Below are 22,319 nucleotides of genomic sequence, written 5' to 3' on the forward strand. Positions count from 1 at the left end.
CCGCTATTCAATACAACAGGAGGAAGACAATGAACTTCAAGCACACGCTGGGCGCGATCGCCCTGATGGCGGGCCTTGCGCCCTTTGCCGCGGCCCACGCCGACTATCCCGAAAGGCCGATACGCATGATCGTGCCGTTTGCGGCAGGCGGCCCCGCGGACATGGTCGGACGCGAATTCGCCAAGCTGTTTGGCGAAAAGCTGGGGCAGCCCGTGGTGGTTGTGAATGCGGGCGGCGGTCACGGCGTGCCGGCGTTGAACCAGGTCCTGGGGGCCGAAGCGGACGGCTATACGCTGCTCATGCCTGCCTCGGGCAACATGACCGTGCCGTCCAAGGCCATGCAGGGCAAGAAGGTGCTGGAAGTGCTGGCGCCCATCAGTCTCTTGACCGAAAGCCCGCACGTCCTGGTGGTGAACGCGCAGTTGCCGGTGAATTCGGTGCCGGAACTCGTCGATTACGCGCGCGCCCATCCCGGCAAGGTCAATTTCGGGTCGGCAGGCGTGGGGGGCGTGGCGTATCTGGGCATGGAGCTTTTCAAGAGCAAAGCCAAGGTGGACGTGGTGCACGTGCCTTACCGGGGTACCTCGCAGGTGCTGACCGACCTGGCGTCGGGTCAGGTTCAGGCGCTGTTCAGCAGCATGCCGTCGCTCAAGCCCATGATCGACAAGGGGTCCGTGAAGGCGCTGGCGATGAGCGCGCCCAGCAAGGGCGCGGACACGGCGAAGCTGCCCCTGATTTCGCAGACCTTGCCGGGCGTGTCGTACACCACCTGGTACGCGCTCTTTGCCAAGGCGGGAACGCCGCCCGAGGTGCTGGCCAAGCTGAACGCGGCGGTGGTCGACACACTGAAGAATCCCGAGCTGAACCAGAAGTTCGAGTCGCAGGGCGTGGAGTTCGTCTCCAGCACACCGCAGCAGCTTGCCGACACGGTGCGGCGCGACACCGCCCAGTGGACGGCGCTGATTGACGAAGCCGGCATCGAAATCGAGTAGGCATCGCGTGGCAAAGCGGGGAGGGCGGCCGCCTTACCCCGCTTTTGCTACGACTTAACACGTCTTTTCCGGCCAGGCTTTGCTATAAAAGCGCCTACAGCATTTCTGTAGGGCCGGGAAAATGTCGATTCTTACGATCAGCCGCTGCGGCGCGGCCTTGTTCTTCGTCGCGCTGGTGGCCGGTTGCTCGTCCACCAAGCCGACGGCAGAGGAAAAGGCCAGCGCGACAACTACCACGCCCGCTCGGGCCAGCAACGAGTGCAAATCCAATCGCAAGCAGTGCCTGCACGAAGGCTCTTACGATGTCGGCGAGCGGGCATACGCGGAAGACGAGGCCAAGCGCCTGAACCTGGCCGAGTCCCAGCGCCTGCGCCGCCTGTTCGATAAGTAATCCACACCGTTAAGTCTTGCCCAACGCCGTAGAACCGTCGTCGATGACCCGAAAACCGCTCGCCATCATCCAGATGGGCCGCCCGCCCGAAGACCTGCGGCAGGCGCAAGGCGAACAGTCCGACCGGATGCTGGCCGCGCTGGACGACCCGGACCTGCCGGTGCGCGTTTGCAGACCCCACGATGATGAGGCGCTGCCCGCGTGGGACGAGCTGGCCGGGGCCGTGCTGACCGGATCCTGGTCCATGGTGACGGATCGCGAACCCTGGAGCGAACGCACTGCCGAATGGTTGCGCGGCGCGCATCGCGAGCAGCTGCCGCTGCTGGGCATCTGCTACGGCCATCAGTTGATGGCGCACGCGCTGGGCGGCGTGGTCGATTTCCATCCCCAAGGCCGCGAGATCGGCCAACATGCCATCGACGTCTGCGCGGACGTCGCCGGCGATGCGTTGTTTGGCGCGCTACCGCCGCGCTTTCTTGCCAATCTCACGCATGAGCAGAGCGTGCTGACGCCGCCGCCGGGCGCCGAGGTGCTGGCGCGGTCGCGGCACGATCCGCACCAGGTCCTGCGCTATGGACCGAACGCATGGTCCGTCCAGTTCCACCCCGAGTTCTCTTCCACCTTGATGTCGGCCTGCCTGGCGCGCCGGGCGCCGGTCTTCGAGGCAGAGGGCTACGATGTGGCGGCGATGGTCGCCGGGCTGGGACCCACGCACGATGCGCGCCAACTGCTGCGCACCTTTGCGCGGCGCTTCGCCTAGCCGAATCGCATAGCCGCTTGGCATGGCGGCTTCAAATTGCAGCTTCAAATAGCGGCTTCCTGCCTTCATATCACACGCGCGTGACACGCCTGCCGGTGTGGCGCGCGCGTGCGCCGCTGTCGGTCTCGCGCCACAAAAAGACGATTGATTTGCGCTTCTTTGCGCCACATCCCTTGCGTCCCCAGAACTGACACATTGCGTCCCTAGAATTCGTTCCTGCCATGCGCCGTGTGCATCACTGTGCCACCCGCAACGCGGGTCTGGCTACCTGCGCATGTCTGTTCACATCAATGGGAATCTGTAATGAAAAAGACTCTGTTCGCCACCGCCATCTTCGCCGCGCTGTCCGGCATGGCGCAGGCGGAAACCTCGGTGACGCTGTATGGCCTGATCGATACGGGCGTGGGCTATCAGCGGATCAAGGGCGATGGCTTCCACGAATCCAAGGTCGGCATGAGCAATGGCGTTTCCAGCGGTTCGCGTTGGGGCCTGCGCGGTTCGGAAGATCTGGGCGACGGCCTCTCCGCCGTGTTCACGCTTGAAAGCGGCTTCAATTCGGCCAACGGCCAATCGGGCCAGAGCAGCCGCCTGTTCGGCCGCCAAGCCACCATCGGCCTGAAGAGCTCGTCCTGGGGCCTGTTGGAATTCGGTCGTCAGACCAACATCGCCTCCAAGTACCTGGGCGCGATCGATCCGTTCGGCGCCAGCTACGGCCAGGCCAACATCGGCAACGCGTTCAGCGCCGCCAACACCGTCCGTTACGACAACATGGTCCAGTACGCGACCCCGTCGTTCGGCGGCTTCCAGGCTGGCATCGGCTACTCGTTCAACGTCGCTGACACGACCGCGGCGCAGACGGGCTTTCGCACCGCGAACAACACCCGCGCCATCACGGCCGGCGTGCGCTACGTGAATGGCCCCCTGAACGTCGCCCTGACGTACGACCAGCTGAACCCCGCCAACCAGCTTGGCAACGATGCCACGCCCAAGTCGTGGAACGTCGGCGCCTCGTACGACTTCGAAGTCGTGAAGCTGGCCGCCGCCTTCGGCCAGACGCGTGACGGCTGGTTCACCGGCCAGAGCATCAACGCCTTCGGCAGCACCGAAACCATCGCCGATGGCTTCCGTTCGAACGTTGGCGTCGAAGACTTCAAGGCCAACTCGTACATGGTCGGCCTGACCGTGCCGCTCGGCGCCAGCTCGATCCTGGCTTCGTGGCAACGTGCCGATCCGGACAGCGATCTGCTGACCGGTGGCGATTCGGCCATGAACGTGTACAGCATCGGCTACACGTACAACCTGTCCAAGCGTACGAACGTGTACGCGCTGGGTTCCTACGCCACGGACTTCGCGTTCATCGACGGCGTCAAGAGCACGGTCGGCATGGTTGGTATCCGTCATCGCTTCTAAGCGGCAGACGTGATGAGCGGCGCGCCCGGCGCGCGCCGCTTGCGCCCTGCACCGCGGTTGCACTGAGCGGATTGGGCGTCTTACCCGGCCACAGACGCGAAAAAAGCGGCCACCTCCCTAGCTCCACTCTCAGTCCGCTCACCCGAACTTCGATCATGGCAAACCGAAGGCCCGCGCATTCTGGCGCGGGCTTTGCCATTTCTGGCTGACCATCGGCCAAGCCTTCCCACAATCCCTCATTGCGCGGCCGCGGCCCAAAAGGGCCGCGCGGGCGTTGTAGTATTGGAAGCTCAGCCTAAACATCGGATAGCTATGCAAACGCACAACGCTCGGCTCGCGGAAATGACTTTGGCGTTGGCGCTGGCCCTGACCGCAACGGCCGCGCCTGCGCAGACCCCGGATGCCTCGCCGGCTGGCGCCAAGCCGGCTGAAGCGAAGCCTGCCGAATCGAAGCCTGCCGAAGCCAAGCCTGCAGACGCTAAGCCAGCAGAGGCCAAGCCAGCAGACGCTAAGCCCGCAGACGCTAAGCCCGCAGACGCTAAGCCGGCCGAGGTCAAGCCGCCCGAAGCGAAGCCCGCGCAAAACAAGCCGGCCGAAGCCAAGCCGGCTGGAACGAAGCCAGCAGAAGCGAAGCCAGCAGAAGCGAAGCCAGCAGAAGCCAAGCCCGCCGATGCCAAAGCGTCCGGCGACCCCGCCGCCGCGCAGGATCCGAATGGCGCACCCGTGGACGCCGCGGTGGCGCCGCCGCCACCTCCACCGCCGCTGCTGGTCCTGGACGGCAAGCTCCGCGTCGCCATCCCCGCGGGTTTCGCCGAAACCGAGTTTCCGTCCGATCCGGCCACGCCCGAGGTCTCGGGCAAGATCTACCTGAACCGCGCGACCATGCAGGCCATCATCGTGATCGATGTGCCGGTTGAACAGGCTGTTGGCGATGACGACGCATTCACGCTCGGGGCGATGGCCGCGGGCTTCCAATCGCAGCAGCAGGCCGCGGTGCCCACGTTCAAGAAGACGGGCGACGGCGCGTTCAAGGTCGGCAGCATCGGCGTCTTTCAACTTGATGCAACCAGCAGGCTGTCCGGCCGTCCCGCCGAACTGACGGCGCTGTTCGCGGCGTCGGGCAAAAAGGTCGTGACCTTTTCGGTCTATACGTTGGCGCAAGAAAAAGCCCGGCATCCCGGGCTGGTCGAAGAACTGAAAAAGGGCATGTCGGTAACGCCGTAATGGGCGCGACAGGCCAGAGCGCCCGTCATGCCGGCGGGAATCAGTTCGGCTTCCAGAACACGTAATCGGCCTGGTATGCCACCTGCGTTTTCTGGCCCTTGTTGGCCGGCGAGCAGGGCGTTTGCGGCACGCCGCCGCCTGCGCGAACCAGCCGCTGAATGTACGTGACGCCGGTCAGCACGCCCACGCCTGCCGAAGGATTGGCAAGCACGAGCTGGTCGTACAGCCGGTCCGGTCCGGCATATGCGCGTACGGTTTCCATCCCCGTCAATGTCGAGCCGTCGGCGGCCCGCCAGCTTTCAGGCGGACTCTTGTACGTGCCGCGCGGCTCCGATGATCCCGCCTGGCCTGCGCCCAGCGTGGCGCTGGCGCCCGCGATGACCCAGGCGTAGCGCGCGCCGTCGGTCTGAATCATCCGGCATTCGTAGGTGATGACGCCTTCAGCCGGCGCGCGCCATGCGACGCTATTGTCTGCCGGCACCTGCATGATCTGCGGCACGTTGTCCTGGGCCGCCGCGGCGGAGGCGGCCAGGCTGGCCGCCAGGAACAGTCCGGCCAACGCCGGGCGAGGGTGAGTCGGAATGCGGTTCATCCATGCTCCTTCGGGCGGGCAGGGCGCCCGCGGTGGCAGTTGCGGGCGCGCTTGGCCCAAGGTCCGGCGGGGCCGGAATCGGGCCATTCTGCCACGATTCCCCGCCGGCGCTGGTCTCAATTGATTTGCAGCGTGTAGGCGGCTTTGCCGCGCAGCAGCGTCAACACCAGCGGCTGCGCGCCCGCGCCGCTCAAGAGGTCGCGCAGGTCGGCCAGCTTGCTGACGGGGCGCTGGTTCACGCCGATGACGATGTCGCCGCGCTGCAGGCGCGCAGCCACCGGGCCCCGGTCCGGATAGGTGGCGCTGACCGCCGCGCCGTCATTGCCCTGCACGCGCTGCGCGCGTCCCACCTCGGTGAACTCGACGCCATTGAAGCGCGCGTCCAGCGAGCCGCCATGCAGGCGCTCGTTTTGTTCGGGTTCGATGCGCAGCACGACGTCCCGCTTTGCGCCCGCGCGCAACAGCCCCAGGCGCACCTGGCGGCCCACCGGCAGCAGGCCTTCGGCGTTGCGCAACTGCGCGCTGGAACCGATCGCCTTGCCGTCGATCGACAGGATCTGATCGCGGGCCTGGATGCCGGCCTTCTGCGCGGGAGAACCATCCGCCACGCGGGCAACGGCCACGCCCGTCGATCCCGGCGCCAGGCCAAGCTGGCGCGCATTGCGCGGCGTGATGTCCAGCGTGTCCAGACCCAGTCCTCCGCGTTGCACCTGCCCGTGCTGCAGCAACTGCCGCATGACCTCGCCCGCCAGGTTGGACGGAATGGCAAAGCCGATGCCCACGTTGCCGCCCGACGGCGTGTAGATCATCGTGTTGATGCCCACCAGTTCGCCGTTCAGATTGACCAGCGCGCCGCCCGAGTTGCCGGGATTGATGGAGGCGTCGGTCTGGATGAAGTTCTGGTAGCCGGCGGCGCGCAGGCTGGACCGGTCCAGCGCGGACACGATGCCCGACGATGCAGATTGGCCCAGACCATAGGGATCGCCGATGGCGACCACGAAGTCGCCCACGCGCAAATCGCTGGAATCGGACAACGCCAGCGCTTGCAGGTCTTGCGCGGGGATGCGCAGCACCGCCAGATCGGTGTCCGGATCGCTGCCCACGACGGTGGCGTTGAAACTGCGGCCATCCTGCAACGACACGCGGATGGTGGCGGCGCCGCGAATTACGTGGTGATTGGTCAGCACGTTGCCTTGGCTGGCGTCCACGATGACGCCCGATCCGACGTTCTGGCGCATGCCGCCGGGCGCGCGCACCGGGTTGGCCGCTTGTCCGTCCGATTGCGCCGAGATGTTCACGACTGCGGGCGTGACGCGCTCGAGCATCGGGGCCAGCGAGGGCAAGGGCTGTCCGTCGACAGCCAGCGGAAGCGCGGCGCGCGCCGGCGGTAGCGGCGCGGCCAGCAGCAGGGCGCAGCAGGCCGTGGCAAGGTATGCGGGTAGGCGTCGCGCGCGGCGCAATGCGCTACGCGCGAAATGGCGGGGTTCAAGAGGCGGCAAGGCCAGGCGGGGCATATCGATCCTTCCGGCAACGAGGCGGCAGTATTCACCGTCCCCGCTGCACGCGTGTGACGACGCGCGCGGCTTGCGGCCGGCGCGCGAGCGGTCACGGATTGTCGCCGAACTTTGACGCCCGGTCCGGCGTGCCCCGCGTGGTCAGAATCCGACGGCCTGGCCGTCGCGCCGCGAGTCGGACGCCGCGACGTAGCCACCCTGCGGCAGGCGGCAGATGAGCTGGGCCGAGCCGAACTCCAGGCTGTCCACCGGTGCGACCGCCACGTTGTGGCCACGCGCGCGCAGCGTATCGACCACGTCGGCCGGCAGGTGCGACTCGACGTTCACGACAGGGCCGTTCTCGACGCGGAAACGCGGCGCGTCGCTCATGGCCTGCGGGTTCTGGCCGAATGCCGCCAGACGCGTGACCATCTGCAGATGGCCCTGCGCCTGCATCGACCCGCCCATCACGCCGAACGACATGAGAGGTTGGCCGCGGCGCGTCACGAACGCCGGGATGATGGTGTGCATCGGCTTCTTGCGCGGCGCAACCTGGTTGGCGTGACCCGGCTTGAGCACGAAGTTCAGGCCGCGATTGTGCAGGCTGATGCCGGTGCCGGGCACGACCACGCCCGAGCCAAAACCGTGATAGTTGGACTGGATGAAGGACACCATCGTGCCGCTGGCGTCGGCGGCGGTCAGGTAGACCGTGCCGCCGGTGGCCGGCGTGCCGGCGGTTGGCACGCTGGCGCGGTCCATCGAAATCAGGCGGGCCCGTTCGGCAAGATAGGCGCGGTCGAGCAGGGCACGCGCGTCGGTGCGCATGTGGCGCGGATCGGCGACGTGGTGGTGCAGGTCCGCAAACGCCAGCTTCATGGCCTCGATGCTGACGTGGTAGTAGTCGGCGCTGTCGCGGCCCATGCCTTCCAGGTCGAATTGCTCAAGCATGCCCAGCGCCATCAGCGCCGAGATGCCCTGGCCATTGGGCGGGATCTCGTGCAGCTCGTAGTCGCGGAACGATTGCGAGATGGGCTTGACCCATTCCGGCCGGTGCTCGGCGAGGTCCACCGCGCTCAGGGCGCCGCCCGTCTTGCTGGCGAAGTCCGCGATCTTGCGGGCCAGTTCGCCGCGGTAGAAGCTTTCACCACCGGTCTCGGCGATGTCGCGCAGCGTCTTGGCCTGGTCCGGAAAGCGCCACCATTCGCCGGCTTGCGGCGCGCGACCTTGCGGTAGGAAGGCGTCGGCAAAGCCGGGTTCGGCGGCAAGCTTGGGCGCCTGGTTGGCCCATTGGCGCGCAATGGTCGGCGACACAGCGAAGCCTTCTTCGGCGTAGGCGATGGCCGGTTCGAACAGCTTGGCGAAGGGCAGCTTGCCGAAGCGGTCGGACAAGGCCTTCCAGCCGGCGACCTGGCCCGGCACGGTGACCGTGCCCCAGCCGGTGCCCGGCATCGCTTCGCGGCCGTTGAAGTATTCGGGTGTCCACGCGGCCGGCGCGCAGCCGCTGGAATTCAGGCCGTGGAGCTGGCCGTCGTGCCAGACCAGGGCGAACATGTCGCCGCCGATCCCGTTCATCACGGGTTCGACGACGGTCAGGGCGATCGCGGTGGCAATGGCGCTGTCAACGGCATTGCCACCGGCCAGCAGCATGCGTAGTCCCGCCTGCGCAGCCAGTGGCTGGCTGGTCGCGACCGCGTTGGCGGCCAGGACCGGCATTTTTCGGGAAGCGTACGGAAAAGACCAATCGAAGGGGGAGGACATGGATGCTGGAACTCGTTGGAAAAATTACTGCGGGGTGATGCCGGCCTGGTCGATCAGCTGCTTGGTGCGCGGAATCTCGGCCTTGATGAAGGCGGCGAATTCCTCGCGGCTGCCGCCACGCGGCTCGGCGCCGGCTTCGGCGAGCTTACCGCGCAATGCGGGATCGGCGAGCACTTTGTTGACGGCGCGGTTGAGCTTGTCGAGGATCGGTACGGGCGTGCCCTGCGGCGCGACAAGACCGTACCACGGCGCGATGTCGTAGCCCGAAAAACCCTGCTCGGCGATCGTGGGAATGTCCGGCGCCAGCGCCGAGCGCTGCGAGTTGGACATGCCCAGCGCCAGCAGCGCGCCGCTTTTGGCCTGGGGCAGGCCGGTCATGATGGTGTCGAAGTACATCGACACCTGGCCGCTCAGGAGGGCGGGGATCGCTTCGCCCGCGCCCTTGTACGGCACGTGCAGGATGTCGATGCCGGCAACAGACTTGAGCATCTCGCCCGCCATGTGCGAGGTCGTGCCCGTGCCGAACGAGGCATAGGTCAGCTTGCCGGGGTTGGCGCGCGCATAGGCGACCATTTCGGGCAGCGTCTTGAAGGGTTGCTTGGGGTTGGCCAGCAGGATGTTCGGGGTGTAGGCCACCATCGAGACCAGCTCGAACGCGTCAGGATCGTAGGCCAGGCGCTTTTGCAGGAAGCGGTTGGTGACGACGGCGGCCGGGCCGCCCATCAGCAGCGTGTAGCCGTCTGCCGCGGACCGTGCGACAGACGCGCTGCCGATGGCGGCCGCGGCGCCGGGACGGGCTTCGATGACGAAGGGCTGACCCAGTTCGGCGGACAGCGCCGCGCCAAGCTGGCGCGAGATCAGGTCCGTGGCGGAACCGGCCTGGAAGGGCACGACGATGCGCACGGGATGCTGCGGCCAGTCCGTGGCTTGCGCGCCGGCCTGCGCCGCGAAGGCCACGGCGGCAGCGCCTGCCAGCGCCCGGATGAGACGAAATTTCATGGATTCCCCTTGATCGCGTTATGGAAAGCGTATGGGCCAGGCGGGTCTCTTGCCCCTTCCGGCCGAGCGGGCGCGGCATGCCGCGTCCTGCCCTGGATTAAACGCAAGCGGCGCGCATCCGGCCATTAGGATTTGTATTCATGGATCATTGGATCCAGTTTGTGTTATTTTCGCCGTTATCTATCATGGCGGCTTTCCAAGCCCGGGGACGAAAGTGCTGCAATTCCAGAAGACAGCCATCAGCGCCGAAGACGAGGCGTACCTGCATTTGCAGCGTGAAATCCGCCTGGGCCACTATGCGCCCGGCCAGCGGCTGGTGCCGGACGTCGTGGCGGCTGAAATCGGCACCAGCCGCATGCCGGTGCGCGGCGCCCTGCGCCGCCTGGCCTCGGAGGGCCTGGTCGAGATCCGCGCCAACCGCGGCGCCGTGGTGCGCGGCCTGAACCAGCAGGAAATGCTGGAGGTCTTTGAAATGCGCTCGGTGCTGGAAGGGCTGGCGACGCGCAACGCCGTGGCCAACATGGGGCCCGAACACATCCGCCGGCTGGTCAACATGCTGGCGCAGCTGGACCAGGGCGCGAACGAAGACCTGGACTGGACCGCCGCTCACCGCGAATTCCACGAATACCTGTGCAGTTTCTGCAAGCAGCCGCGCCTGTTGAACCAGATCTCGGAACTGCACTCGGTCGTCGAACCCTACATGCGCCTGTGGGCCGCCCAACCCGGCCGCGTGCTGCGCGTGCGCGAATCGCATCAGGAATTGATCGACGCCCTGCAAACCCGCGACGCCGCCCGCTGCGAGGCCGCCATGCGCCAACACGTCCTGAACACCGTCCCGGCGCTGCAGGCGTTCCTCGAACAGGCGGGCTGATCCGCGCCGCCGCGCCGGTTGTCCGACACCCGGCCGCCACGGCGCCATCCGCGCCTGCCAAACGGCTTCAATGCGCTGACCGCTCACCGGACAGGATTTCCATTTCCCCGTCCCCTTCGCATATAGCCGGGAGTAATATGTGACGCGTCCGGCGGCGCACGTCCGCTGGCGCGCGCAAGCCGAATCACGCCTGGTCCTTCCCACCCCCTGTCGACAGCGGAGCCCCCTCCGTGCCTGCCCTCGGTGTCTGCAAGTCCTGGCGCGCAACCGGCCATAAAAAAGAGACCGAGGAGAAGAGGAATTGGACAAGCAAGAGTCGGGCGGCTGGTATTTCGGCTGGAACATCGTTGGCTCCGCCACGGTACTCACGCTGTTTACGGTCGGCCTGCGCATGGGGATCGGACCGTTCTTTCTGCCCATGGCCGAAGGCTTGGGTTTTTCGCGTAGCCTGCTGTCGGGCATCGTGGCCATCGGCATGCTGTGCTATGGCCTGGGCATGCCGCTCGCCGGCTATCTGGTCAGCATCCGCGGCACGCGCTTCGTGCTCCTGACCGGCACGGCCATCGTCGTCGCCGCCTCCATCTGGACCGTCTTCGCGCGCAGCCCCCTCGAATTCCTGCTCGCCTTCGGTGTCGCGCTGTCCATCGGCCTTGCCTTCACCAGCCCCGTCGCGCTGACCCCGGTGATCAGCCGCTGGTTCACGCGCCAGCGCGGCATGGCGCTCTTCTTCCTGTCCACGGGGTCGATGGCCGGCATTGCGCTGATGACCCCGACGCTCACTTACGCCATTTCGGCGGCGGGCTGGCAGGAGACGCTGTTGGGCTTTGCCGTGCTGTTTGCCGTGCTGACCATCCCCATTGCGCTTTTCGTGATGCGCGACGAGGCGCCCGAGCACACCGACCTGCTGCCGCATCAGATCATCGAGAAATCCAGTTCGGCCAAGCCGGCCGCCAAGGCGCCCGCGCCGCAGCTGGGCGAGGCGCTGCGCACGTTGCCGTTCTGGCAGGTTGCGCTGGGTCTGTTTGCCTGCGGCTTCAGCATGAACCTGCTCGGCACGCATGGCATGCCCATGCTGATGGATCACGGCTTTGATCCCACCACCAGCTCGCTGGGCATTGGTCTGATTGGCCTGGTCGCCATCTTCAGCACGCTGGTGCTGGGCCGCATGTCCGATCAGGTCGAGCGCCGCAACATTCTCGCCGCCATTTATCTGGTGCGAGGCCTGGGATTCTTTGCGCTCGTCATGGTGGGTGCGCATTGGGAGCTGTACCTGGCCGCCACCATCGGCGGCATCGTCTGGGCCGGCAGCATCGCGCTGTCCTCGGCCATCCTGGCCGACGTGTATGGCATCCGGCTGGTTGGCGTGCTGTATGGGCTGACGTATCTGGGCCACCAGGTGGGCGGCATGATCAGCTCGTGGCTGGGCGGCTGGGCCTTCGAAACCTTCGGCACGCACTGGGTCGCGTTCGGGTCGGCCGGGGTGTTGCTGTTGCTGGCGGCGCTGATTTCGCTGCGCCTGCCGCCGCGCGGCGTCCTGCGGGCGCCGCCCGTGGCGGCCGCTGCCGGACGCTGAACCCGCCGCGCCGCGGCAACCGGCCAGGGATGCGGCGCACCCCGGCGCGCGGGGCGGCTAGCGGTCTTTCAGCAGCGACACCAGTTCGGGCACATAACGTTCGCCGCCGCCTTGCGTGACGGCTTGGTCGAACGTGTGCTGCACGGCGGCGCCGATCTCGCGCACGGCGCCGGCTTCGGCGGCCATGGTGTTGTAGTACGAAAGGTCCTTCTGCGCATTCGACATGAAAAAGCGCAGCGACGACGGATCCTGTTCCAGCAGATACGGCTTGATGCGCTCCAACGCCACGCCGCCGCCGCCGCCCTTTGCCAGGACCTCGGTGAAGACGGCCGGGTCGATGTCCGAGCGCAGCGCGCACGCCGCGGCTTCGGACAGCAGCGCCACCACGCCCAACGACACATAGTTGTGCAGCAGCTTCATCCGGTGGCCCGCGCCCACCGGCCCGGCATGGGTGATGTTTTCGGCAAAGCAGGCCAGCAGCGGCTTGCATTCCTCGAACAGCGCGGCATCGCCGCCCACCAGCAGGTTCAGCCGGCCCTCGGCGGCTTCCTTGGGCGTGCGCGTCATGGGCGCGTCCAGGAAGCGCCCGCCGCTCTCGGTGACCGCCTGGGCGACCTTCACGGTGGACGAGGGGATGGCGGTCGAGCAGTCGATGATGACGGTGCCCGGACGCAGTCCCTCGAGCACGCCGCCCGGCGACAGCAGCACGGCTTCGACCTGCGGGCTACCGGTCACGCACAGGATGATCACGTCCGACTGCGCGGCAAGCTCGGCGCCGCTGGCCACGCTGACCGCACCAGCAGCCTTGAGCGAGTCCAGGGGCTGATTGCCCGGATGCTCAAGCACGGTCAGCGCGTGACCGTGCTTGACCAGGTTGCTTGCAATACCGTGGCCCATGAGGCCGATTCCAACCATGCCGACTTTTGCCATCTTCCACTGCTCCTGCCATGTAGGGTGATTGTTGTGCCGTAAATCTTACCCGCAGAAGCCGCAATCGGGGCCAACGCGCACTCGCGGCCGCTCGCCGGGCGTCCGCGCGCCGATCACCGCGCTATGCCGGGGCGGGCGCGTCTGCAATACTTTCGAGGATCGTCCATCGGGACTCTTGCAGCGGCAGCCATGACAGACTCCATCCCCGCCGGTTTCACGCCCTGGTATCCCAGCAGCCAGTTCATGCGCCACCTGAACGATCTTGGCCCGTTCTACCGCCGCAAGGCCGACAACGTGCTGGGGCTGCGTGTCACCACGGCGCACGGCAACATGCACGGCATGGCGCACGGAGGATTCCTGGCAACGTTTGCCGACAGCGCGCTGGGGCTTGTCATCTCGGAAGACGCCCACGTTTCCGTCGTTACGGCGCAGATGTCCGTTGAATTCCTGAACGCCGTCAATCCGGGCGACTGGCTTGAGGCGCACGTGCAGATCGACAAGCAGGGCAAGCGCCTGATCTATGCGACCTGCCGCCTGCAGGTGGAAGGCCGCGCCATGCTCAAGGCCAGCGCCGTGTTTGCGGTCCGCCACGCCGCCGTGCCCGCCTCGGACGGCTAGCCACAGCGAGCCGCGTGCGTGATCAATGCCGGTGATCACCGCCGGGGCAGGGGGCGCTACAGATAAGGCGTGGCCAGCCAGATCACCTTGTTGCGCAGGCGCTTGGCAAAGGGCGCTTGCAGCAGGTCCTCGAGCGTCACGCGGTGCGCGTTGGCGACCAACGCATCGAAGCGCGCATCGAGCCACCGCGCCACGTCGCGGTCGTAGATCTCGGTGTCCAGCTCGAAATTCAACCGCAGGCTGCGCGGATCCAGATTCGACGAGCCGGCATACGTCCAGGCCCCGTCCACCGTCATCAGCTTTGAGTGGTCGAACGCGCCGCTCGAGCGCCAGACGCGGCAGCCCGTGCGCACCACCTGGTCCAGCTGCGCCGTCATCGCGTAATCGACCAGCCGCAGGTTGTTCTTACCCGGGATCACGATGTCCACAATGATCCCGCGGCGCGCCGCCGTGGCCAGCGCCCCGATCAGCGTCTGGTCCGGCAGGAAGTACGGCGACTGGATCCGCACGTGATGCCGCGCCACGGCCAGGGCGCCCAGCAGCATGTTGTGCGTGCTGCCCAGCGCGCGGTCGGGTCCTGACGGCACGCAGCGGATCGGCACGCGGCCCGACGGCGGCATGAAGTCGGGATCGAACCACGGCTTGGCGGGCAGCGACTCGTGCGTCGTGAAATTCCAGTCATGCGCAAACACCGACATCAGTTGCGTCACGATCGGTCCTTCCACTCGGAAATGCGTATCGTGGTTGGTGGCGTCGCCCGCCAGCGCGCTGACAAACGCCGCCCGCACGTTCATGCCGCCCGTAAAGCCCACCCGGCCGTCCACCACCAGCACCTTGCGGTGGCTGCGCAGATTGGCATAGGGCATGCGCAGCACTCCCATCGGATTGGTCATGAACCGCGCCACCGGCACGCCCGCCCGCGCCAGCATGCGCACGATCGGCGGACGGGAGTACTTGGACCCCACCGCGTCGATCAGCACCCGCACCTGCACGCCCCGCGCCTGCGCCTCGATCAGCGCCTCGGCCACTTCCCGCCCGATCGGATCGTTGTCGAAGATATAGCTCTGCATCGCCACCGTGTGACGGGCCTCGCGAATGGCCTGCAGCATGGCCGGATACGTCTCGTCGCCACCGGCCAGCGGCCGGACCTCGTTGCCGGCCAGCAGCTGAAACCGGCTGACCCGGTCACCCAGCACCTTCAGCGACGCGAACTGCTCGCCCGAGATCGCCACCACATCGACCGGCGCAGTCTCGACCTGCTCGGCATCTTCCAGCATGGCGTCGTCGCGCTGCTGCGATACCCGCGTCTTGCGGATACGGTTGATCCCGGCGACGAAATAGAAGAGCGCCCCAAGGATCGGCGAGAACATCGCCACCCCCACCCAGCCGATGGCCGCCCGCACATCCTGCTTGGTCATCGCGGCATGCACCGCCGCGCCCGTGCCCGCCACGATGCTGATGGCAAAGGCAATATGAGGCCAATATTCGATCAAAAATGCGTGTATGCGATCCATGGCGAGGGCTTGAGACGCGGCCTCCATTGGTTATCCAAGCGCAAGGATAGCAAGGCTGCCGCGGGTGGCAAACGTGCGACTTCGGGGCGATTTCACACGCTTTAAAAAAACGTGCTAGAATTCGGCCTCTTCGTTGTTGAGCTTCCTTCGAAACACGTTTCAGAGAAGTTTGCGGCGAAAGCGCTGTAGAAGTTAAGCAGTGCTTAGCAGTACCAGTGGTGGCTGTAGCTCAGTTGGTAGAGTCCCGGATTGTGATTCCGGTTGTCGTGGGTTCGAGTCCCATCAGCCACCCCAAGAATTCCTTAGAAATCAGCCGCCTAGAGCGGCTTTTTTCTTTTGTGCGTTCTGCAAAATGGTGGCAAGCATTAAGCGCTGCCCTCGATTTCGGCCACCCGGCGCCCATCATCAACGCGGTGTGTCGTTGCCGGAGTCGCGTGCGTTTCCGGGTTCTCGTCCCTGCCCACCAGCACTATCGCAAAGTAGGCGTGCAGGCCGTGAAACGTGAACCGCTCGCGGCCAGGCGTCTTAACCCAATCTCCCCTGATTTTGGAACATAGCGCCCCGAAGCCCTGTTCGGCGCATAGTTGCTGGCCATTCTGACCAGGTACACGGATTCCCGAATGGCCAATTTAACGCCCCGCGTTATTTGGTCCAACTGAGCAAGGTCGGCAAACAGTTGGCGCAGGGCCGCAGTCCATTCGATCGGGGCGCTAGCCGAGCCGGGATGTTCTCAAAGCCTGCACTGAGGAATATTGCGATGCTGGCACGAGATATTCCGATTGAGCTAGAGAGACGCCTGAAAGCTCCTGCAGAATCCCGCCCGTAACAGGGCTGGCAGAAAATCGGTGTCTATAATCGCCCCGGGCCGAAAGCAGCGGCCGCCCGATTATCACATCACGCAGATTAGAAGAACATTACGAATGTCAGACGTGCATCTGAAGTACCGGCCTGAAATCGACGGACTACGCGCTATTGCAGTGTTGGCGGTCATTCTGTTTCACGCGAAAATTCCCGGGATGGCGGGTGGTTTTGTCGGCGTTGATATTTTCTTCGTCATAAGCGGCTACCTGATCACGACGATCATCGCGCGTGAACTGGATGCCGGGTCGTTTTCGTTCGGCAGCTTTTATGAACGGCGCGCGCGGCGTATTCTTCCCGCGCTCTTGGCCGTCCTGATCGGCACCACCATTGCCGCCTGGTTTTTGCAGGGACCGTATGCACTCGTTCGTCTTGGACAGGGGCTGGTCGCGGTGACCACTTTCGTCTCCAATATCTTCTTTTGGAACACGACGAACTATTTCACCGCTGGTCTGGATAACCCGCTGCTCCACACATGGAGCCTCAGCGTCGAAGAGCAGTTCTATGTGCTATTCCCGCTGCTCATGATCGCAATTTGGCGTTTTGCGCGCAGATCCGTTGTCTGGATCTTGTTGCTTTGCGCGCTTGCATCGTTGGCGGTGAGCGAGGCGGCGGTACAGACTGGGCGTTCTCTCGCCGCGTTCTATTGGCTTCCAACCCGCGCTTATGAGCTGTTGATTGGCTCCCTCGCCGCCTTGTCCCCCCTGGGGACATTCCTGGCAACCCGTCCGAATATTCGCGGCCTCGTCGGCTGGCTGGGGGCTGCCGGCGTGTTTGGCGCCATCCTGACTTTCGACAGCGCCGTGTTCTTCCCGGGCCTGTCCGCGCTGATTCCCGCCGTGGGTTCGGCGTTCGTTCTCTTGGGCGCCACGCGGACCAATTCGCTGGGGCGGATTCTGTCGGTGCGGCCGCTGGTGTGGGTAGGGCTAATCTCCTACAGCGCCTACCTGGTCCATCAGCCGTTGTTCACGTTCGCGCACATTATCCGGCCCGGCTTCGGGATTCGGGGCAGCTTGATCTTGACCGGACTGGCGCTGGTGCTGGGCTGGATCAGTTGGCGTGTGGTCGAAAAGCCATTTCGTGACCGTGCAAAATTCAAGACCCGGCCGGCCATGTGGACCCTAGGGCTTGGATCGTTGGCCGTCTTTGGAATCGGCATGGCGCTGTGGGTCTGGCAGGGCGCCATTGTTCGTCACAACGAGGAACAGAAGCGCTGGCAGGAGTACGACAACGTCCAGGCGCAGACGCCCTACGTCATCACTCGCTTTAACGCGCTTGAGAAGGACTTCGACGAAGTCGGCAAGCGGCGCGTGCTGGTGATCGGAGACAGCCAGGCGCAGGATTTCGTGAATATGGCTGCCGAGGCCGGCGCCTGGAAGGCCGACGAGGTCCGGACTATTTACGTGCCTGCGCAATGTCAGATTGTCTGGACGGATGACGATGTGTCGGCGCACATTCCGGCCGCCGAGCGGCATATGTGTGCGAACGCCCGTTCCTTGAAGAAGTCCACGGCTCAGGTTGCGAAGGCTGACGTGATTTTCCTGGTCGCAAACTGGCATCTATGGTCCGCATCCAGGCTGCGGGAGACGATTCGACGCATGAATTTGCGTTCGGATCAGCGCTTGTTTGTGGTTGGCACGAAGGAGTTTGCTCCACCGGACATTCGCAACATGATGAGAATGACGGCAAAGCAGCGTGCCGAGGTGCGGTCTTTCCCCAACGCTGGCCACCTGGAACTCGGCCGAACGCTGCAAGAGGGCGTTGCGGGCTTTGGGACATACGTGGACTTTTTCAACGCGGTATGCGCAGATAATGGCTGCCCTGCCGTAACCCCGGACGATGAGCTGATTTCCTACGATCGCATCCATCTGACAGAAGGTGGTGCGCGCTATCTTGGCCCGATCCTTTTCAGAAACAACACACTGCGTGAATTCGCGGGAGCCGAATGAGTCGTGCGTGGCGGCCCCGTACCCTGATTGCCGTGCATTCCATCGGAACGGTATTTCAGTTCGGCCGTCCGGTGCCGTTATCTGAATATGACGATGCCTTGTCGGAGCGCAAGTAGATGAACCACATGGAAAAGTTGACCGGCGCGGATTGGGCGCTGTTTGGGCTGGCGCTTCTGTTGCTGGCCCCTCCCGTGGTGGTGATCATGTTTCTGAATGACGCCGACGCTGCTTCGTTTTTCACTTCCTCGGACGGACGGGCGTACTTTCTTTCCTATTGCTCGTTCTGGCTTGCCGCCATGGCTGGGATGACTGCGGGCCGTGGCGTCGTCCGGCATCAGCGGGGAACGCCCAAGGCAGAGCTGGCCATTGCGTCGATCCAGGATTACATCGAAAGCGGCATGTTGCTGGTCAGTTCCGCCTGCGCGCTGGCGCTGACGGCGCATGATGATCTGCTGCCGCATCGCACTTTTTTGAATCTGTTGATTGCGTATCCCCTCGTTTATGCCGGCTACCTGCTGGTCCTGAAGATTTGGGAAAAAGGGCGGCTCAAGGGGAAAAAGGCGGTTTCATTGCCATCCGCGGGACTTCGGAATGCCAGGCGTGCCTTTTTGGTAGTTGCCTCGGTTGCGGCTGTCGTGATCTGGATAATGGACCGGTCTGCCGTCCTGACCCTGATAGGGTAAATGCAGGCTCAAAACAGCAGCCAGACGATCACCGTGCCCCATGTCGTGATCAGAATATGTCCGAAGGCCACCGTGCCGGAATAGCCGATGACCGCAACGGGGCTATCGGATTTTTCTTGCACTGCGGCAAGGCCGGCGGTCATGGTTTGCACGCCGGCCAATGCGCCCAACAATAAAAGCGGCTCAAGCTTCAACAAATATCGGCCCACCAGCAAGCCAACGAACAAGGGCACCAACGTCACGACGATGCCCGCCAGAAAGATCGTCAGTCCAACTTCTTTCAGCGCGTCGACAAAAAGAGGCCCGGCTTTCAATCCGATCATGGCGACGAAGCCGGCCAGCCCGATCGACTTCATGAATTCCAGGGAAGCGTGGGATATTCGGCCGAACAACGGCTTGCCAGCGTTGCGCCAGCCAACCAAAAGGCCCAGCACCAACGTTCCGACGCTGCTTCCAATGGCGATCGGCATGCCGCCGATGGGCAATACGAGCGAGGTGCCGATCACCGCGCCAAGAAACACGCCGAAGCCCAGCGCGACGAAATCGGTGGAATCCGCTTCCTGCACCACGCTCCCCACAAGCGCGGCCACGCGCTCCACCGCCGTTTCCGGGCCAACAATGGTCAGGACATCGCCGCGTTGGAGTACGGTGCCGGGGCCAATCGGGATCTTTTCACTTCCGCGCCGGATATCTCGCAGGAATACGCCTCGCACTTCCTCGGCGCGATCAGCGATTTGAGCGACCGTTTTACCGACAAACTCTCGCTTGGACAGCACGACATCAAACATGGCGCTTGGAATGTCGAGCAGCTCTCGGTCGGCTTGTTCGATGGCGTTACGATCCAGCACTCTGAGAAGGACTTCGCTTTTGCCGGAGACCGCGATGACGTCGCCCGGTAGCAGGCGGGTTTCGGGGGTAGAGACAAGCAGACTGCCGTTACGTCTGATTCGCTCTATGAACAGGCGCTCCGGCGCGAAAAGTGATTCGGCTTGAGCGACCGATTTTCCGGCGATCGCGTGATTGTCCTGGACCAGATACGCGCGCAGGTCGAATCGTCGCCATGCGGAGGTCACGCCGGCTTTCTCGCGTTCGATGCCATAGACCTGTTCAAGCCTCGCGCCTTCAGCTTTCAAGTCAATGCGCAACAGCTTTGGTCCCAGGCTCGAGCAGAACCAGATGACGCCGAACGTACCGAAGATGTAGCACAGCGCGTCGGCCACGGCGATTTGGCTGATAAGGCGATTTTGTTCGTCGGCGCTGATGGGCAGGTGCCGGATCGCTTCGCTGCCCGTTCCGATGACCGGAGATTCGGTCAGCCCGCCTGAGATGAGGCCCACCGCATAGCCGATCTCGAGCTTCAGCAAGGTGGCAAGTGCCCACGCGGTAACTAACCCTGCAACCGGCACGACGACGCCCAGCACCGCCCATCGCCACCCGCCGTCCTTCATTCCCCGGAAGAAGCTCGGGCCCACGGAGTATCCGATTCCGAACATGAATAGTAGAAACAGCACCTGCTTTGCGGTATCCGATATCGGAACTTGAACGAAGTATCCGATCAGCAGCCCGGCCAGCAACGATCCCGTTACAGGACCAAAGCCGACGCCGCGAATCTTGAATCCACCCACCCAATAGCCGATCCCGATGGCAAGGAAAACCGCCAGTTCCGGGTTGCGCTGCAGCAAATTGCTAAAGAAGTCCATGGCATTTGTCTCCCCGTAAGAGGAAGCTCCAGCGCTTCGAGCAGGTCCGGCTTCGAGCCGGCACCGCGCTTTGATTTTGATTGTGCAGATGGCAGCGACTTGCGTCCCAAACAGTTTCAGACATGGGCCGTTGGGTATGTTGACCAATGTCAATTTCGTTGATGCGGGCTGCTCTACTCTGGCGCTGCACATCCGCGCTGCGCGGGCGTCGCACTGGATTTCCGAACCTGCATGACTCAGTGCTTTCCATTCAGGAACAGTCAAGGAGAGAATCATGAGTTGGTTTGTGGACACGCTTAAAGCCTATCCGGAAATCGCCATCTTCCTGGCGCTGGGCTTCGGATACTGGATAGGCGGCAAAAGCTTCAAGGGCTTCAGTCTGGGCGCCGTGACCTCGACGCTGCTCGTCGCAATCGTCATCGGCATACTGGGCGTCAAGATCTCCCCCAACGTGAAGTCGGTCTTTTTCCTGATGTTCCTGTTTGCGGTGGGATACGGGGTGGGGCCGCAATTTGTGCGCGGCATCGCGAAGGATGGACTACCCCAGGCGATCTTTGCCGTGGTCATGGCGCTGTTGTCCCTGGGCGCGGCCGTCGTTGCCGCAATCCTTGCCGGTTACGACCTGGGTTCCGCGGCCGGCCTCTTCGCGGGGTCGCAGACCATCTCCGCGTCCATGGGGCTGGCGACCGATGCGATCGGACGTCTTGGCCGCTCGCCCGAAGATACCCAGGCGCTGCTGGACGCCATGCCGATCGCCTATGCGGTCACGTACATTTTCGGCACCGTGGGCTCGGCGATCATCCTGGCGCAGATCGGCCCGAAGCTTCTTGGCATCGACCTGGTGGCCGCCTGCAAGGCCTACGAGGTGAAACTGGGAGCCGGGCAGGGCGGGGCGGACGCGACCAACTGGTACGAGTTCGACGTCCGTGCCTACTCGGTGGCACAGAACAGCCCGTTCATCGGCAGGACCGTCAGCGAGATCGAGGCCGGCGTGCAGCCCGGATTCCGCGCGTTTGTCGAGCGGATCCGGCGAGGCGGAAAAATCATCGAGGCAGATCCGGCAACCGTCATCCAGGCGGGGGACGTGGTCGCGATCGGCGGCAAGCGCAACCAGATGATCGAACGGCTTGGCCCCAGCGGGCGCGAAGTCGAGGACGCCGAGCTGCTCGACATCAAGACCGAGGGCGTCGACATCTACATCTCGAACAAAAATGTGGATGGCAAACCGCTGGAAGAACTGGCGCATTGGCCGGGCGCCCGTGGCGTGTTCCTGAAAAAGATCCGGCGCGGTCCGACCGAGACGGTGATACCCATCCTGCCAAAGACCCAGTTGTTCCGGGGCGACGTCATCACCGTCGTCGGGCGCACCCAGGACATCAATGCCACCGCCAAGAATCTCGGATACGTTGACCGGCCGACCACGGTGACGGATGTTGCGTTCATGTCCTTGGCCATCACGATCGGCGCGCTTGTCGGCGCCGTCGTGATCAACGTCAGCGGCATCCCGCTCACGCTCTCCACCGCGGGCGGTGCGCTGATTGCCGGCATCGTCTTCGGCTGGTTCCGCGCCATCCATCCTACCTTTGGCCGCATTCCCGAGCCCACGCTGTGGTTCATGAACTCCGTCGGGCTAAATGTGTTCATCGCCGTGGTCGGTATATCGGCGGGCCCGGGCTTCGTCGCCGGGCTGCAGAAGTTGGGCATCAGCCTCTTCCTGTGGGGCATATTCGCGACCGCCGTTCCGCTCGTGCTGGGGATGCTGATCGCCAAGTTCATTTTTCGCTTCGACCCGGCCCTGATCCTGGGCATCTGCGCCGGAGCGCGCACCACCACCGCGGCGCTCGGCATGGTCTGCGAGGCCGCGCAAAGCCAGGTTCCCGGCTTGGGATACACGGTGACCTACGCCGTCGGCAATACCCTGCTGACGATCTGGGGCATGGTGGTGATCATGATTCTTTCGTAACGACACCCACGCGCCTCGGCTGGTTGTCTGCCGAGGCTTAT

General features: G+C 64.4%; 18 protein-coding genes and 1 tRNA gene. 12 read left to right on the forward strand and 7 right to left on the reverse strand.

Annotated elements, in window-relative coordinates:
* Positions 1 to 29 precede the first annotated feature (29 nt).
* The 5 genes from FBY20_RS19770 (at position 30) to FBY20_RS28075 (ending at position 4,777) form a co-directional block, all read left to right on the forward strand.
* Positions 30 to 992, forward strand: coding sequence for a tripartite tricarboxylate transporter substrate binding protein (locus tag FBY20_RS19770; RefSeq protein ID WP_142054132.1), 963 nt, complete (start codon positions 30 to 32; stop codon positions 990 to 992).
* Between the two features lie 121 nt (positions 993 to 1,113).
* Entirely contained in the window at positions 1,114 to 1,383 is a 270-nt protein-coding gene (locus FBY20_RS19775; RefSeq protein WP_174245433.1) for a hypothetical protein, read from the forward strand.
* Positions 1,384 to 1,426: 43 nt separating this feature from the next.
* Entirely contained in the window at positions 1,427 to 2,143 is a 717-nt protein-coding gene (locus tag FBY20_RS19780) for a glutamine amidotransferase (protein ID WP_142054134.1), read from the forward strand.
* A 303-nt stretch (positions 2,144 to 2,446) separates the two neighbouring features.
* Positions 2,447 to 3,553, forward strand: a complete 1,107-nt coding sequence (locus FBY20_RS19785; protein ID WP_062842174.1) for a porin — start codon at positions 2,447 to 2,449, stop codon at positions 3,551 to 3,553.
* Positions 3,554 to 3,907: 354 nt separating this feature from the next.
* Positions 3,908 to 4,777 carry a hypothetical protein gene (locus FBY20_RS28075; protein WP_304503147.1) on the forward strand — a complete coding sequence of 290 codons (870 nt, stop codon included), beginning with the start codon at positions 3,908 to 3,910 and terminating at the stop codon, positions 4,775 to 4,777.
* A gap of 40 nt (positions 4,778 to 4,817) precedes the next feature.
* Here the strand turns inward: FBY20_RS28075 and FBY20_RS19800 are convergent, their stop codons facing one another.
* The 4 genes from FBY20_RS19800 to FBY20_RS19815 all read right to left on the reverse strand — a co-directional run bounded on the left by FBY20_RS19800 (position 4,818) and on the right by FBY20_RS19815 (position 9,619).
* Positions 4,818 to 5,369 (reverse strand): DUF3455 domain-containing protein, encoded by a 552-nt coding sequence (locus FBY20_RS19800; protein ID WP_082586302.1) that lies wholly within the window; start codon positions 5,367 to 5,369, stop codon positions 4,818 to 4,820.
* Between the two features lie 116 nt (positions 5,370 to 5,485).
* Positions 5,486 to 6,883, reverse strand: a complete 1,398-nt coding sequence (locus FBY20_RS19805; RefSeq protein ID WP_142054138.1) for a trypsin-like peptidase domain-containing protein — start codon at positions 6,881 to 6,883, stop codon at positions 5,486 to 5,488.
* Positions 6,884 to 7,024: 141 nt separating this feature from the next.
* Positions 7,025 to 8,620, reverse strand: coding sequence for a gamma-glutamyltransferase (ggt, locus tag FBY20_RS19810; protein ID WP_142054140.1), 1,596 nt, complete (start codon positions 8,618 to 8,620; stop codon positions 7,025 to 7,027).
* A 24-nt stretch (positions 8,621 to 8,644) separates the two neighbouring features.
* Positions 8,645 to 9,619, reverse strand: a complete 975-nt coding sequence (locus FBY20_RS19815; protein ID WP_056323220.1) for a tripartite tricarboxylate transporter substrate binding protein — start codon at positions 9,617 to 9,619, stop codon at positions 8,645 to 8,647.
* A 214-nt stretch (positions 9,620 to 9,833) separates the two neighbouring features.
* Here FBY20_RS19815 and FBY20_RS19820 point away from each other — a divergent pair, with 214 nt between their 5' ends.
* Both FBY20_RS19820 and FBY20_RS19825 read left to right on the forward strand, forming a co-directional pair.
* Positions 9,834 to 10,490: a GntR family transcriptional regulator gene (locus FBY20_RS19820; RefSeq protein ID WP_063954363.1), complete on the forward strand. Its 657-nt coding sequence runs from the start codon at positions 9,834 to 9,836 to the stop codon at positions 10,488 to 10,490.
* 301 nt (positions 10,491 to 10,791) lie between these two features.
* The gene (locus tag FBY20_RS19825; RefSeq protein WP_142054142.1) at positions 10,792 to 12,063 is read left to right on the forward strand and encodes an MFS transporter; all 1,272 of its coding nucleotides are present in this window, start codon (positions 10,792 to 10,794) and stop codon (positions 12,061 to 12,063) included.
* Positions 12,064 to 12,120: 57 nt separating this feature from the next.
* On the opposite strand, the gene FBY20_RS19830 is transcribed toward FBY20_RS19825, so the two are convergent.
* Positions 12,121 to 12,993 carry an NAD(P)-dependent oxidoreductase gene (locus FBY20_RS19830; protein ID WP_056323227.1) on the reverse strand — a complete coding sequence of 291 codons (873 nt, stop codon included), beginning with the start codon at positions 12,991 to 12,993 and terminating at the stop codon, positions 12,121 to 12,123.
* 189 nt (positions 12,994 to 13,182) lie between these two features.
* Between FBY20_RS19830 and FBY20_RS19835 the strand changes: the two genes are divergently transcribed.
* Entirely contained in the window at positions 13,183 to 13,611 is a 429-nt protein-coding gene (locus FBY20_RS19835; protein WP_056323229.1) for a PaaI family thioesterase, read from the forward strand.
* Positions 13,612 to 13,667: 56 nt separating this feature from the next.
* Here the strand turns inward: FBY20_RS19835 and cls are convergent, their stop codons facing one another.
* Positions 13,668 to 15,125 (reverse strand): cardiolipin synthase, encoded by a 1,458-nt coding sequence (cls, locus tag FBY20_RS19840; protein ID WP_142054144.1) that lies wholly within the window; start codon positions 15,123 to 15,125, stop codon positions 13,668 to 13,670.
* Positions 15,126 to 15,343: 218 nt separating this feature from the next.
* On the opposite strand from cls, the gene FBY20_RS19845 reads away from it, so the two are divergent.
* From FBY20_RS19845 to FBY20_RS19855, 3 genes are all read left to right on the forward strand, one after another.
* Positions 15,344 to 15,419 (forward strand) — tRNA-His (locus FBY20_RS19845).
* Between the two features lie 626 nt (positions 15,420 to 16,045).
* Positions 16,046 to 17,932, forward strand: coding sequence for an acyltransferase family protein (locus tag FBY20_RS19850; RefSeq protein WP_142054146.1), 1,887 nt, complete (start codon positions 16,046 to 16,048; stop codon positions 17,930 to 17,932).
* 116 nt (positions 17,933 to 18,048) lie between these two features.
* Complete coding sequence (locus FBY20_RS19855) at positions 18,049 to 18,615, forward strand: hypothetical protein (protein ID WP_142054148.1); 567 nt, start codon at positions 18,049 to 18,051, stop codon at positions 18,613 to 18,615.
* An 8-nt stretch (positions 18,616 to 18,623) separates the two neighbouring features.
* On the opposite strand, the gene aspT (FBY20_RS19860) is transcribed toward FBY20_RS19855, so the two are convergent.
* Positions 18,624 to 20,315, reverse strand: a complete 1,692-nt coding sequence (gene aspT, locus FBY20_RS19860; RefSeq protein WP_142054149.1) for an aspartate-alanine antiporter — start codon at positions 20,313 to 20,315, stop codon at positions 18,624 to 18,626.
* Positions 20,316 to 20,589: 274 nt separating this feature from the next.
* On the opposite strand from aspT (FBY20_RS19860), the gene aspT (FBY20_RS19865) reads away from it, so the two are divergent.
* The gene (gene aspT, locus FBY20_RS19865; RefSeq protein ID WP_142054151.1) at positions 20,590 to 22,278 is read left to right on the forward strand and encodes an aspartate-alanine antiporter; all 1,689 of its coding nucleotides are present in this window, start codon (positions 20,590 to 20,592) and stop codon (positions 22,276 to 22,278) included.
* Positions 22,279 to 22,319: the final 41 nt, after the last annotated feature.

It is taken from the genome of Achromobacter sp. SLBN-14 (assembly GCF_006715415.1).
Classification (GTDB): domain Bacteria; phylum Pseudomonadota; class Gammaproteobacteria; order Burkholderiales; family Burkholderiaceae_B; genus Achromobacter; species Achromobacter mucicolens.